Annotated in this window: 11 protein-coding genes; 7 read left to right on the plus strand and 4 right to left on the minus strand. The window is 59.2% G+C overall.

Features of this window, described 5'->3' with window-relative positions; genetic code table 11:
- Positions 1-18 precede the first annotated feature (18 nt).
- Both KW848_RS08475 and KW848_RS08480 read right to left on the minus strand, forming a co-directional pair.
- Complete coding sequence (locus KW848_RS08475; RefSeq protein ID WP_218536558.1) at positions 19-510, minus strand: type II toxin-antitoxin system VapC family toxin; 492 nt, start codon at positions 508-510, stop codon at positions 19-21.
- Positions 507-1,565, minus strand: coding sequence for a helix-turn-helix domain-containing protein (locus KW848_RS08480; RefSeq protein WP_192408846.1), 1,059 nt, complete (start codon positions 1,563-1,565; stop codon positions 507-509). The genes KW848_RS08475 and KW848_RS08480 overlap by 4 nt, the downstream gene beginning before the upstream one ends.
- A 187-nt stretch (positions 1,566-1,752) precedes the next feature.
- Here KW848_RS08480 and KW848_RS08485 point away from each other — a divergent pair, with 187 nt between their 5' ends.
- The 7 genes from KW848_RS08485 to KW848_RS08515 all read left to right on the plus strand — a co-directional run bounded on the left by KW848_RS08485 (position 1,753) and on the right by KW848_RS08515 (position 11,046).
- Positions 1,753-2,754 carry a phosphate ABC transporter substrate-binding protein PstS gene (locus KW848_RS08485; RefSeq protein WP_111448236.1) on the plus strand — a complete coding sequence of 334 codons (1,002 nt, stop codon included), beginning with the start codon at positions 1,753-1,755 and terminating at the stop codon, positions 2,752-2,754.
- A gap of 473 nt (positions 2,755-3,227) precedes the next feature.
- On the plus strand, positions 3,228-5,261 hold the full coding sequence (locus tag KW848_RS08490) for an ABC transporter permease subunit (RefSeq protein WP_218536743.1): 2,034 nt from the start codon (positions 3,228-3,230) through the stop codon (positions 5,259-5,261).
- A gap of 15 nt (positions 5,262-5,276) precedes the next feature.
- Positions 5,277-6,947, plus strand: a complete 1,671-nt coding sequence (gene pstA, locus KW848_RS08495) for a phosphate ABC transporter permease PstA (protein WP_218536559.1) — start codon at positions 5,277-5,279, stop codon at positions 6,945-6,947.
- Between the two features lie 193 nt (positions 6,948-7,140).
- Positions 7,141-7,974, plus strand: a complete 834-nt coding sequence (gene pstB, locus KW848_RS08500; RefSeq protein WP_008150054.1) for a phosphate ABC transporter ATP-binding protein PstB — start codon at positions 7,141-7,143, stop codon at positions 7,972-7,974.
- Between the two features lie 71 nt (positions 7,975-8,045).
- Positions 8,046-8,807 (plus strand): phosphate signaling complex protein PhoU, encoded by a 762-nt coding sequence (gene phoU / locus KW848_RS08505; RefSeq protein WP_008150055.1) that lies wholly within the window; start codon positions 8,046-8,048, stop codon positions 8,805-8,807.
- Between the two features lie 167 nt (positions 8,808-8,974).
- Positions 8,975-9,925 (plus strand): response regulator, encoded by a 951-nt coding sequence (locus tag KW848_RS08510; protein ID WP_218536560.1) that lies wholly within the window; start codon positions 8,975-8,977, stop codon positions 9,923-9,925.
- A 224-nt stretch (positions 9,926-10,149) separates the two neighbouring features.
- The gene (locus KW848_RS08515) at positions 10,150-11,046 is read left to right on the plus strand and encodes a peptidoglycan DD-metalloendopeptidase family protein (protein ID WP_218536561.1); all 897 of its coding nucleotides are present in this window, start codon (positions 10,150-10,152) and stop codon (positions 11,044-11,046) included.
- 197 nt (positions 11,047-11,243) lie between these two features.
- Here the strand turns inward: KW848_RS08515 and KW848_RS08520 are convergent, their stop codons facing one another.
- Both KW848_RS08520 and phoR read right to left on the minus strand, forming a co-directional pair.
- The gene (locus KW848_RS08520) at positions 11,244-12,584 is read right to left on the minus strand and encodes a hemolysin family protein (protein WP_218536562.1); all 1,341 of its coding nucleotides are present in this window, start codon (positions 12,582-12,584) and stop codon (positions 11,244-11,246) included.
- Between the two features lie 123 nt (positions 12,585-12,707).
- A complete protein-coding gene (gene phoR, locus KW848_RS08525) occupies positions 12,708-13,994 on the minus strand; it encodes a phosphate regulon sensor histidine kinase PhoR (protein ID WP_219732363.1) in 1,287 nt (428 codons plus the stop codon).
- Positions 13,995-14,058 lie beyond the last annotated feature (64 nt).

A 14,058-nucleotide genomic window follows, 5' to 3' on the forward strand; every position in this document is an offset into this window, starting at 1 on the left:
CGCTAAAACCGCCAGTTGTTAAGGCTTTCGCCAGTGCGAAAGCCTTACTCCACATTCGCCCGCCGGTAAACGTGCTCCATGCTCAAGCATATGGTCCAGAGCATCCGCAGCATTCTTGGGTTTAATGACCTGATGTTCCACCATCAAATCGAGCAAACAGAGTGCGCCATGCACTTGTAACCCATCCCTCTGCGCTTGACGCCTCAGCTTGCCATCTCCAGTGAGCAACGGCCGACCTGTCTCTTGTGCGAGCAGGTAGCACGACACATCGGCCAATGAGCTGTTGTTGTGCTCTATTTTGAGAGTGAACAGCCTGGTAACCCCTGGCTCGTCGAAGGATTCAACAATCAATCCCCGACCGAGTAATTCGTCATGGGGGAAATCTTCGAGCTCATGCAATACGAAATCTGTGCAGCAAAGAGTGAATGGCAGTTTGAACATCTGCTCCAGCAGTCCGGCATTTCTGAAGTCGATCCAGATATTCGTATCGCTGATGTAGATCAGACTCATGCACTCTCCAGTGAGCCCAGAAAATTGGGGTCAAGAGCGCTCACTGGTTTGCGTAGAAGTTCGGCTGCACGGGATTTGGTGATCAACCCTTCCGCTAAGCCCCAGAACACCAACGATTCAAAACGTTGTGGTGGTTTGCATGGCAAGGGTTCAGGCTCGGCCTTGCGCCAGCCGTTCGCGCTGAATTGAATGGTGATGGATTTGTAGCCCCCATCGCTAAGCAGCTTCAAATCTTTGAGGCGTCGCAGAGCGGCATGCATCGAGATCCCATATTGGCGCTTGGCGATGAGCAATTCGCGGGGATGGACGCGTGAGCGAGGGTGGCTACCGAAGTCACTGGTGACACCTTTAGCCGGGTAGAGGAACGCGCCAGCGAAGCGATGGCAGCAGTTTTCCTTGTCACGCTCGGGCATGTCGTCGGGTAATTGCATGACCCAGTGACCGAGTTCATGTGCTGCGGTAAAGCGTATTCGTTCGCCTGGGCGCTCGGCATTGAGTGCAATCAAGACGTGGCGACCGTCACCGGTAGCGGCGCAGGCCCCGTCGAAGTCAGCCGGCCCCATGAGCATCGCGACCTTGATGCTGTGCTCTTCCAGTTGCTCGGTGAGGTTAGAAATTGGATCGCTGCCAATTCCCCAATATTCGCGTAGTGCCTCGGCAGCGTGCTCAGCTTCCTCAATAGAGGAGACCGGCAGCATTTGCGCGGGGGTGGCCGGAGTCTGGATGTCTGCCGGGTCAAAGCATTCTTCCAGAGCAATGTAGCGCTCAAGGTGTTCACGAATCTGTTCTTCGACTTGAACCTGGCGATACCTGGGCATCTTGGCAAGTTTACGAAACTCCAGCGGCGCAAGAGGCACGGCTTCGGCACGAAAGAAGTACTCGGGACTGACCTGCAGCACCTTGGCCAGTTGCAGCACGCGAGAGGAGTTCGGGGTACTTAACCCTTTCTCGTATTTGCTCAGGCCTTGCTTGGTGATGTCGCCAAGCTGGAGTGCCAAGGCTTCCAGGGACATGCCTCGCAGAAGGCGAGCGCGGCGAATTCGGTCGTTGATCATCGGTTCCTCTCGTGGTTGACAAGACTATCTTTTGAATGTGATTTGTCAACCTTGATTCATTGCCTCGGTGTTTCTGTATTTCGAATGCTGGCCTTTCATCCAATTGTCATATTTCAGCCATAGAGTGTTCACACGGCCTGCTGATACTTGGCCCCGACTTAACACACCTATCTGCTAGGAGTAAGGCATGAAACTGAAGCGTTTGATGGCGGCAATGACTTTTGTCGCTGCTGGCGTTGCGACTGCCAACGCGGTTGCCGCTGTTGACCCTGCTATCCCGAGCTACACCAAAACCACTGGTGTGTCGGGCAACCTGTCCAGCGTCGGCTCCGATACCCTGGCCAACCTCATGACCCTGTGGGCTGAGAACTACAAAAAAGAATACCCGAACGTAAACATCCAGATTCAGGCTGCCGGTTCTTCTACCGCGCCACCTGCGCTGACTGAAGGCACCGCTAACCTGGGCCCGATGAGCCGCAAGATGAAGGACAACGAGCTGCAGGCCTTCGAAACCAAATACGGCTACAAGCCAACAGCTATCCCGGTCGCTGTGGATGCCTTGGCTGTCTTCGTTCACAAAGACAACCCGATCCAGCACCTGACCATGGAACAGGTCGACGCGATCTTCTCCTCGACTCGTCTGTGCGGCGCCAAAGCCGACGTGAAAACCTGGGGCGACCTGGGTGTGACCGGCGACCTGGCCAACAAGCCGGTTCAACTGTTCGGTCGTAACTCGGTATCCGGCACTTATGGCTACTTCAAAGAAGAAGCCCTGTGCAAAGGCGATTACAAGCCAAACGTCAACGAACAACCAGGCTCGGCTTCGGTCGTGCAGTCGATCAGCTCCTCGCTGAATGGCGTTGGTTACTCGGGCATCGGCTACAAGACCGCTAGCGTGAAGACCGTGGCCCTGGCCAAGAAAGGCAGCACTGAATTCATCGAAGACACCGAAGAAAACGCCCTGAACGGCAAGTACCCGCTGTCGCGTTTCCTCTACGTTTACGTCAACAAAGCCCCGAACAAGCCTCTGGCCCCGCTGGAAGCCGAGTTCGTGAAACTGGTTCTGTCCAAACAGGGCCAGGAAGTTGTGGTGAAAGACGGCTACATCCCACTGCCGGCCAAGGTTGCTGCAAAAGCACTGGCTGACCTGGGTCTGCAGGAAGGCGGCGCTGAAGTCGCAAAAAAGTAAAACCCTGAGCCCGGGGTAATCCCCGGGTTCAATGTGGGAGCGGGCTTGCTCGCGAAAGCGGTGGATCAATCGACATTGATGTTGAAAGTGACGGCCCCTTCGCGAGCAAGCCCGCTCCCACATACCCCCAATTTTTCAGTCCACTGCCAGTTCCCGCTGGCGGCGGATTTGTTGCGTCACTGCATTGTCATCTTTCTGTCATACAGGATCGCTAGGGTGTGCGAATGAATGATCTGGCCAATTCCACCATGACTACAAATCCCCCCAAGCGAATTGACTTCAATACGCCTGAGTTGCAACGCAAGCGCCGCATCCGCGCGCTCAAAGATCGCCTGACCCGCTGGTACGTCCTTGTGGGCGGCCTCGCCGTTCTCGGCGCGATCACGCTGATCTTTTTCTTCCTTGCCTACGTTGTCGCGCCCCTGTTTCAGGGCGCCGACCTGACCGCCAAGGACGCCATCACGCCCGCCTGGATGCAGGACGCCGGCAAGCCGTTGATGATCTCCCTGGAAGAACAGAACCAGGTCGCCATGCGGGTTTCCGACAAGGGCCAGGCGTTGTTCTTCGATATCGACAGTGGCGCTGAACTCGCGCGTGTCGATCTGTCGATTCCGGCCGGCACTACCGTGACCTCCATCGGCAAAGACCAACCAGGCCATCCATTGGTGGCGGTGGGCTTGTCCAACGGCCAGGCGCTGGTGTTCCGTCACACTTATAAAGTCAGCTACCCGGACGGCAAGAAAACCATCTCGCCAGCCATTGAATACCCGTACGGCGAAACGCCGATCGCGCTGAATGAGGCGGGCGGAGCCCTTGAGCACGTCAGCCTCAACGCGACCGATACGACGCTGATGCTGGTCGGTTCCACCGGTTCGCAACTCAATGTTTTGTCGCTGACCAGCGAAGAAAACATGATGACTGGTGAAGTCACCAACGAGCAGACGCGTATCGATCTGCCACAGATGACCGAGCCGGTGAAAAATATCTTCGTCGACCCACGTCAGCAGTGGCTGTACGTGATTAACGGTCGCGCCCAGGCCGACGTGTTCAGCCTGCGCGACAAGAGCCTCAACGGTCGCTACAAACTGCTGGATGATGGCGAAGCGCAAATCACTGCCAGTACTCAACTGGTGGGTGGCATCTCGCTGATCCTCGGCGATTCCAAGGGTGGTCTGGCCCAATGGTTCATGGCCCGCGACCACGATGGCGAACTGCGTCTGAAGCAGATTCGTAACTTCCAGATGGGCACTGCGCCGATCGTTGAAATCACCGCTGAAGAACGTCGCAAAGGTTTCATCGCCCTTGATGCGTCCGGCAAGCTCGGCGTGTTCCACAGCACCGCCCACCGCACCTTGCTGGTGGATCAGGTGGTCGATGGCGAAGGCGTCTTTGGTCTGTCGCCACGGGCCAACCGGGTGATCGTGGAGGCGGGCGGCAAGATTCAACCGCTGCTGCTCGACAACCCGCACCCAGAGGTTTCCTGGAGCGCGTTGTGGAGCAAGGTCTGGTACGAGAACTACGACGAGCCTAAATACGTCTGGCAATCGACCGCCGCCAACACTGACTTCGAACCCAAGCTGAGCCTGTCACCGCTGACCTTCGGTACCTTGAAAGCCGCGCTCTACGCCATGCTGCTGGCCGCTCCACTGGCCGTCGCCGCTGCCATCTACACCGCGTACTTCATGGCCCCGGGCATGCGCCGCAAGGTCAAGCCGGTGATCGAACTGATGGAAGCGATGCCGACGGTGATCCTCGGTTTCTTCGCCGGTCTGTTCCTCGCACCGTATGTGGAAGGACATTTGCCGGGCATCTTCAGCCTGCTGCTGTTGATGCCGATCGGCATCCTGGTCGCCGGTTTCACCTTCAGCCGCCTGCCTGAGTCCATCCGCCTGAAAGTGCCGGACGGTTGGGAAAGCGCGATCCTGATTCCGGTGATCCTGTTCGTGGGCTGGCTCTCGCTGTACATGAGCCCATACATGGAAACCTGGTTCTTCGGCGGCGACATGCGCATGTGGATCTCCCACGACCTGGGCATCACCTACGACCAGCGCAACGCACTGGTAGTCGGTCTGGCCATGGGCTTTGCGGTGATCCCGAACATCTACTCCATCGCCGAAGACGCCGTGTTCAGCGTGCCGCGCGGTTTGACCCTCGGTTCCCTGGCCCTCGGGGCCACGCCATGGCAGACCATGACTCGCGTGGTGATCCTCACCGCCAGCCCGGGCATCTTCTCGGCGCTGATGATCGGCATGGGCCGTGCGGTTGGTGAAACCATGATCGTGCTGATGGCCACCGGCAACACCCCGGTCATGGAAATGAACCTGTTCGAAGGCCTGCGCACCCTGGCGGCCAACGTTGCGGTGGAAATGCCCGAATCGGAAGTCGGCGGCAGCCACTACCGCGTGCTGTTCCTCTCGGCGCTGGTGCTGCTGTTGTTCACCTTCGTCATGAACACCCTCGCGGAACTGATTCGTCAGCGTCTGCGCAAGAAATACTCGTCGCTTTAAGAAAGGTAGAAGTCTGTGAAACAGAACTCCCTGAAAGGATGGTTCAAGAGCGGCGCCCCTGGCGTCTGGATCAGCGGTGGCGCGGTGTCCATCGCGGTCATCATGACCATTGGCCTGCTGGCCGTGATTGCCGTGCGCGGTCTGGGCCATTTCTGGCCGGCGGACCTGGTGCACGCCAGTTACGACGTACCGGGCCAGGCCAATCACCTCGTCATCGGCGAAGTGGTGCAGAAAGAAGAAGTGCCGCGCGAGCGCCTTAAAAGCGCTGGCCTGCCGGTGCCCGATCAGGGCCCGGAGTTCATGACCCGCGAGCTGATCAAGGTCGGCAACCGTGACCTCAATGGCAACGACTTCACCTGGATCGTCGGCGAGTGGCTGACCAATCAGAAGACTCCACCCGAGTTGATGACCATCGAGCGTCGCGAGTGGGGCAACTTCTACGGCTACCTGGTCAACGTCAAACAGGACGGCAAGGTCATCGCTGAAGGTGAAGCTGCATGGCCTGAGCTGCAGACCCGTGTCGCTCGCGTCAACCAGCTCGCCGCCCAGCTCAAGAGCCTGGAAAAAACCGACATTGGCGCGATCAACGCGGGCCTCGAGCGCGTCCGTCTGCACGGTCGCAAACTGGAGCTGACCGGAACGATGGACGCTGCCGCGCAAGCGGACATGGAGTCCGAGCGTGCCGAACTGAACGCGCGTTATCAGGACATCGAAGCACGCCTGAACGACCTGCACGCCCAGTTCAACCGCGACAGCCTGACGGCCCGCGACGCGAACGGCAAAGAGATCGAAATCGGTATCGGCAAAGTGGTTCACGCCTATCAGCCGAACGCCATGAACACCTTCACCAAGATCGGCTTCTACTTCAGCAAGGTCTGGGAGTTCTTGAGCGACGACCCGCGTGAAGCGAACACCGAAGGCGGGATCTTCCCGGCGATTTTCGGCACCGTGATGATGACGTTGATCATGGCGATGATCGTGACCCCGTTTGGCGTACTGGCCGCGGTTTACCTGCGTGAATATGCGAAACAGAACACCATGACGCGCTTGATCCGCATCGCGGTGAACAACCTGGCGGGCGTTCCAGCCATCGTATACGGCGTGTTCGGTCTGGGCTTCTTCGTCTATGTGTTGGGCGGCTCGGTCGACCGGTTGTTCTTCCCGGAAGCGCTGCCGGCGCCGACATTCGGTACGCCGGGTCTGCTCTGGGCGTCCCTGACCCTGGCGCTGCTGGCTGTGCCGGTGGTGATCGTGGCCACGGAAGAAGGCCTGGCGCGGATTCCTCGCACCGTGCGCGAAGGCTCGTTGGCCCTCGGCGCAACCAAGGCTGAAACCTTGTGGAAGATCGTACTGCCGATGGCCAGCCCGGCAATGATGACCGGCATGATCCTCGCCGTGGCTCGCGCCGCCGGTGAAGTGGCGCCGCTGATGCTGGTGGGTGTGGTGAAACTGGCGCCATCGCTGCCGCTGGATGGCAACTACCCGTACTTGCACCTGGACCAGAAGATCATGCACTTGGGCTTCCACATCTATGACGTCGGCTTCCAGAGCCCGAACGTCGAGGCCGCGCGGCCGCTGGTGTACGCCACGGCGCTGCTGCTGGTGCTGGTGATCGCCACGCTTAACTTGTCGGCCGTTTATATCCGTAACCACCTGCGCGAAAAATACAAAGCGCTGGATAGTTAAGTTAATAGGCAGGCGCGGTCCCTTGTGGGAGCGGGCTTGCTCGCGAAAGCGGTGGGTCAGGCAACATTGATGTTGAATGTGATGGCCTCTTCGCGAGCAAGCCCGCTCCCACATTGATCGGCGTTTACCGGAATATTGATGGGGCAGCCACAAGGGCGTCCCGAACCGAATTTGTTAGCACAGGGAGCCTCCCATGCAGCACGAAGCACATACCCACGGCATCAACATGTCGGCCCTGGGCCGCGACAAACAGAGCTTGAGCCTTGAACAGGAAACCGTCGCGATTGAAGTGCCGGGCCTGAGCCTGTTCTACGGCGACAAACAAGCGCTGTACGACGTCAGCATGAACATCCCGAAACAGCGCGTGACCGCCTTCATCGGCCCGTCCGGCTGCGGCAAGTCCACGCTGCTGCGCACCTTCAACCGCATGAACGACCTGGTGGATGGCTGCCGAGTCGAAGGCGCGATCAACCTGTACGGCAACAACATCTACCGCAAGGGCGAAGACGTGGCCGAGCTGCGTCGTCGCGTTGGCATGGTGTTCCAGAAGCCCAACCCGTTCCCGAAAACCATCTACGAGAACGTGGTCTACGGCCTGCGCATCCAGGGCATCAACAAGAAACGCATCCTCGACGAAGCCGTCGAGTGGGCGTTGAAAGGCGCGGCGCTGTGGGACGAAGTCAAAGACCGTCTGCACGAGTCGGCACTTGGCCTGTCCGGTGGTCAGCAACAACGTCTGGTGATCGCGCGCACCATCGCCGTGGAGCCGGAAGTGCTGCTGCTCGACGAACCGTGCTCGGCACTCGACCCGATCTCCACGCTGAAAGTCGAAGAGCTGATCTACGAACTGAAATCGAAGTTCACCATCGTCATCGTGACCCACAACATGCAACAGGCCGCGCGGGTTTCCGATTACACAGCGTTCATGTACATGGGCAAACTGGTGGAATTCGGCGACACCGACACCCTGTTCACCAATCCGGCGAAGAAGCAGACCGAAGACTACATCACGGGTCGCTACGGCTAGGAAGCTGTTGTTGCTCACTGAACTGACGCTGCGGTCCACCGCACCTTACCGGACGCTCCAAGGACGCCAACATGATTAGTAAAGAAGGCCTTACCCATCACATCTCCGCGCAGTTCAACGCTGAGCTCGAGGAGGTGCGCAGCCACCTCCTGGCCATGGGCGGGCTGGTGGAAAAGCAAGTCAACGACGCGGTGACCGCGCTGATCGAGGCCGACTCCGGCCTGGCCCAGCAGGTTCGCGAGATCGACGACCAGATCAACCAGATGGAACGCAACATCGACGAAGAATGCCTGCGCATTCTGGCCCGTCGTCAGCCGGCAGCGTCGGACTTGCGTTTGATCATCAGCATCTCCAAGTCGGTCATCGACCTGGAGCGCATCGGTGACGAAGCGACCAAGATCGCCCGTCGTGCCATCCAGTTGTGCGAAGAAGGCGAAGCCCCACGGGGTTACGTCGAGGTTCGCCACATCGGTGACCAGGTGCGCAACATGGTTCGCGATGCACTGGACGCCTTTGCCCGCTTCGACGCCGACCTGGCGTTGTCGGTGGCCCAGTACGACAAGATCATCGACCGCGAATACAAAACCGCGTTGCGTGAACTGGCCACCTACATGATGGAAGACCCGCGCTCTATCTCGCGGGTCTTGAGCATCATTTGGGTGCTGCGTTCGCTGGAACGGATCGGCGACCACGCGCGCAATATCTCGGAGCTGGTGATTTACCTGGTGCGCGGCACCGACGTGCGGCACTTGGGCCTCAAGCGCATGAAAGAAGAAGTTGAAGGCACAAGTGGCGAAACCGCTAATGTTCCGGGCAAAGCTGACGATAAGTAAGATTGCCTGAGAAAAGCGCCCGGCCTTTTGGCCGGGCGTTTTTGTTTGTGGTTGATGAAGTCGAAAGCAGCACCCGCGAACGAAAAGTCCCGGCGTGACTGAAGGTTTTTGGCAATGTGCCATCAGCAAAGCGGTATGCTTGCCGGGATTTTTTAAAGGGGTGATGGATGAGTAAGGTCAGTGTGTTGGTCGTGGACGACGCGTCGTTCATTCGTGACCTGGTGAAGAAGTGCTTGCGCAACTACTTCCCGGGGATCCGGATCGAAGACGCGGTCAACGGCAAGAAGGCTCAGGCCTTGCTGGCTCGGGAAGCGTTCGACCTGGTCCTGTGCGACTGGGAAATGCCGGAAATGTCCGGCCTGGAGCTGCTGACCTGGTGCCGCGAGCAGGACAACCTCAAGACCATGCCGTTCGTGATGGTGACCAGCCGTGGCGATAAAGAGAACGTCGTCCAGGCGATCCAGGCCGGGGTTTCCGGCTACGTCAGCAAGCCGTTCACCAACGAGCAACTGCTGACCAAGGTCAAGCAGGCCCTGAACAAGGTCGGCAAGCTCGACACCTTGATGAACAGCGCGCCGACCAAAATGAACTCGGCGTTCGGCAACGATTCCCTGAGCGCATTGACCGGTGGCAAGGCTGCCGTGGTCGCTCCCGCCGCGGCGCCGGTCAACCCGTTCGCCAAACCTGCTGCTGCCGCGCCGGCCCCGGCTACCGCTGCGTCTCGCGGTCTGCTCAACAGCCCGCCGATCAAGCCTGCAGCGTCCTCCACAGCGCCAACGGGCGGACGTGGCCAGGGCCAACTGCGCCTGCCGAACGGCATTGCGCAATGTGTGATCAAGGCCTTGAGCCTCAAGGAAGCGCTGCTGGTGGTGAAACGCACCGACACCCTGCCACAAGTGCTCGACAGCGCCGTGCTCGACCTGGAGCAGGGCGATAATGCCGAAACCGCTCGTCTGAATGGCTACCTGCACGCCATCGTCGCCCACGAGCCAAAACCCGACAGCGACTGGCTGCAACTGACCTTCCGTTTCGTCGACCAGGATGCGCAGAAGCTCGACTACATCTCCCGGTTGATCGCACGTGGTACGGCGCAGAAGCATTTCGTACCGGGCGCGTAATCTTCGTCGCCTGACAGGCCGCCTTCGCGAGCAAGCCCGCTCCCACATTCGACCGTATTCTTCTAGGAGAACTCGATTAAATGTGGGAGCGGGCTTGCTCGCGAAGGGGCCATTGAATTCACCACACATCCGCCGAACGGCCCATTTTGAAACATCTGCCGACTACCCGGGTCCATTGCAGCTGCTAGGCTCCTACCCAGTACTTACTCGACAGAATCTTGCCCATGCTCGCGCGCCTGCTGTTTTTTTGCGGTCTTTTCCTGGCCTCCACCTCGGCGTTGGCCATGACGATCTACAAGTCCACCGACGCCAGTGGCGTGGTCTCCTACAGCGACCGCCCCACGACAGGCTCCAAGGTGTTGGTTTTTCGTGATCGCATGGTCGAGAATCTCGAGCGTCGGGTGTACCTCGTCATCACGAAGAAGAAGGGCGTGGACAGCGTTTACGTGCGCAATGACCTGTATGCGCCGGTAGAAATCGAGTTGAGCTTCGGCGGGCTGAAGAACGTCAGCGGTGCGCCAAGCCGACCGATTCGTCGGGTGATGCCGGCACGCAGCAGTATTCGTCTGGCGCTGCTCACGGCCACGCAGTCCGAAAGGCCGCTCGCGTACACCCCGAAATTTGAATACTCCCTGGGCGACCCCTCAGGGGCCACTATGGCCTATCGATACCCGCTGCCCTGGCGGGGTGGACCGTTTCGTCTGAGTCAGGGCGCCAATGGTCAATACAGCCACTTTGGTCCCAAGAACCGCTACGCCATGGACATCGCCATGCCCGAAGGCACGCCGATCATCGCGGCGCGTGGCGGTGTGGTGGTGAAAACCGAGAATGCCCAGACCGGGCGCGGCACCGATCCGTCGGGTAATTTCGTGCGGGTGCTGCACGATGACGGGACGATGGGCGTGTATCTGCACCTCAAACGAGGATCGGTGAGCGTTCGCGAGGGGCAACGGGTGTCGGTGGGGAGCCCGCTGGCCTTGTCGGGCAACACCGGCAACAGCAGCGGGCCGCACCTGCATTTCGTGGTGCAGCGCAATACCGGGTTGGGGCTGGTGTCGATTCCGTACCAGTTCAATCAACCGGTGGGCAGCCTGCCGAACTTTGCGTTGGGCAAGCAGTAGAGGCGGTGAGAATCTATTGAGGTGAGAGGATTTATCTTTGGTGAGAGAGTTTAAACGTGGCGAGGGGATTTATCCCCGTTGGGTCGCGAAGCGATCCCGTCGTATTTAGAAGCATTGGGACGGCTTCACCGTCCAACGGGGATAAATCCCCTCGCCACAGATAAATCCCCTCATCACAAAAGCCCTGCAGGCCCGGATCAATCGAGCATCAACACCTTGGCCAGAATGATCTTCGGCCCTTTCATCTTCTTGATGATGATCCGCAAGCCTTCGACTTCCAGCACTTCTTCCTCTTCCGGCACCCGTTTCAGGGTTTCGTATACCAGCCCGGCGAGGGTTTCGGCTTCGATGTGGTCCAGATCGATGCCCAGCAGGCGCTCGACCTTGAACAGCGGCGTGTCGCCGCGCACCAGCAGCTTGCCCGGCTGGTACGCGAGGATCCCGCGCTCAGCCTTGCGGTGTTCGTCCTGAATGTCGCCGACCAGTACTTCCAACACGTCTTCCATGGTCAGGTAGCCGATGATGTTGCCATCGGCTTCTTCGACCAGGGCGAAGTGCGAGCCGCCTTTGCGGAACTGTTCCAGCAACTGCGACAGCGGCATATGGCGCGAAACCCGCTCCAGCGGCCGGGTCAGTTCGGCGAGGTTGAACGACTCGGGAATGTGGTCCAGGGCTGCCAGTTCCAGCAGCAGATCCTTGATGTGCAGCAGGCCGACGAACTCCTGACGATCGCTGTCGTACACCGGATAACGGCTGAACTTGTGGCGACGGAACATCGCCAGGATTTCCTTCAGCGGCGCGTTGAACTCCAGCGTCACCAGGTCTTCCCGGGAATTGGCCCAGTCGACCACTTCCAGTTCGCCCATTTCCACCGCCGAGGCCAAAACGCGCATGCCTTGGTCGCTCGGGTCCTGGCCACGGCTGGAGTGCAGGATCAGCTTCAGTTCTTCACGGCTGTAATGGTGCTCGTGATGAGGGCCGGGTTCCCCTTGGCCGGCGATCCGCAGGATCGTGTTGGCGCTGGCGTTGAGCAGGTAAATCGCCGGATACATCGCCCAGTAGAACAGGTACAGCGGCACGGCGGTCCAAAGCGACAGCAGTTCGGGTTTGCGGATGGCCCAGGATTTGGGGGCCAGCTCACCGACCACGATGTGCAGGTACGAGATGACGAAGAACGCGGCGAAGAACGACACGCCTTTGATCACTTCGGCCGACTGCACACCGACGGCTTCAAGGATCGGTTCGAGGATGTGCGCGAACGCCGGCTCACCGACCCAGCCAAGACCCAGGGAGGCGAGGGTGATACCCAATTGGCACGCCGACAGGTAAGCATCGAGCTGACTGTGAACGGTGCGCAGGATATGCCCGCGCCAGCCGTTTTTTTCAGCGATAGCTTCGACCCGGGTCGAGCGCAATTTGACCATGGCAAATTCGGCCGCAACGAAAAAGCCGTTGAGCAAAACCAGGATCAGAGCAAAAAGAATCATGCCGAAATCGGCGAAGAGTGTCGCGAGGGTCAAGCCAGGGGAAGGGTCCATGATGGAGTTTTGCGGGTTCCGTGTATTCAAAAGGAAAGAAAAAAGTGCGCCTGAAGGGCAGGCACAAGTCAGCCAATGTAGCGGCTGACCAAGTGATTGACTAGTGGCGCGTGCCGGCCGGTATCAGTCTGTCGCGCTGATGACCCGGGATTTGGTGACCTGGGCCGGCGCAAAATGGCAGGTAAACGTGCTGCCATGGCCCGGCACACTGCTGATTTCCATCCGCGCGCGGTGGCGCAGCAGCACGTGTTTGACGATCGCAAGTCCCAGCCCCGTGCCGCCGGTGTTGGAATTGCGGCTGGAATCGACGCGGTAGAAGCGTTCGGTCAAGCGCGGCAAGTGTTTGCTGTCGATACCGATGCCGGAGTCCTGCACGCTCAGGTGCGCGCCTTGCTCATCCCCCCACCAGCGAATGCGGATATTGCCTTCGGCCGGGGTGTATTTCACTGCGTTGAACACCAGATTGGAAAACGCGCTGCGCAACTCGGCTTCGCTGCCCTTGAGCAGAATCGTCGGGTCGGCTTCCAGGGTGATCTTCTGATTGCGCTGGGCGGACAGTTGCTGAGCGTCGCTCTTGATCGATTGCAGCAAGCCGTCTATGGCTACCGGCTGGTTGTCCGAGGGGTAATCGGTGGCTTCCAGTTTGGCCAACAGCAGCAAGTCGTTGAGCAATGTCTGCATGCGTCCGCCTTGCTGCTGCATTTGTTGCAGGGCACGGGACCAGCGCGGGTTCACGTCCTCGACGTTGTCGAGCAGGGTTTCCAGATAACCGCAGATCACCGTCAACGGCGTGCGCAGTTCATGGGAGACGTTGGCGATGAAGTCTTTGCGCATCTGTTCCAGTTGATGGATACGCGTCACGTCGCGCACCAGCATCAAGTGTTCATTGTTGCCGTAGCGGGTGATGTACAGCTGAATGCGCAGGCGATCATTGATCGGTGACGGAATTTCCAGCGGCTCGGCGTAGCTGTCCTGCTCGAAGTATTCCTTGAAGCGCGGATGGCGTACGAGGTTGGTCACCGGTTGACCGCTGTCTTGCGGGGTCTTGAGACCGAGCAGGGTTTCGGCGGCGCGGTTCCACCACTCCAGGTTGCCGTCGCTGTCGAGCATGATCACCGCGTCTTTCAGCGCGGCTGTGGATTCCTGGACCCGGTCGATCACCGCTTGCAGGCGCCCGCGTACGCGCTGATCGCGACGTTGCAGGTGGTAGATGCTGTCGAACACTTCGCCCCACAGGCCATAGCCATCGGGGGGGGCTTCATCGGGTTTGTGCAGGCGCAGCCATTCGTGCAGACGCAGCAGTTGCTTGAGGGTCCAGGCCAGGTAAAGACCCAGGCCCGCGGCGAGGCTCCAGCCGTAATAGCCGGTAATCAGGCCGATCACCAGGCAACCGGTCACCAGCAAAAGCATGTGGCGGATCAGGGTGCCATGCCAGTTTTGGTTCACTTGAACGCGCGTCCTTGTCAGCTTGTCG

This window comes from Pseudomonas sp. PDM25, assembly GCF_019219045.1.
Lineage (GTDB): Bacteria > Pseudomonadota > Gammaproteobacteria > Pseudomonadales > Pseudomonadaceae > Aquipseudomonas.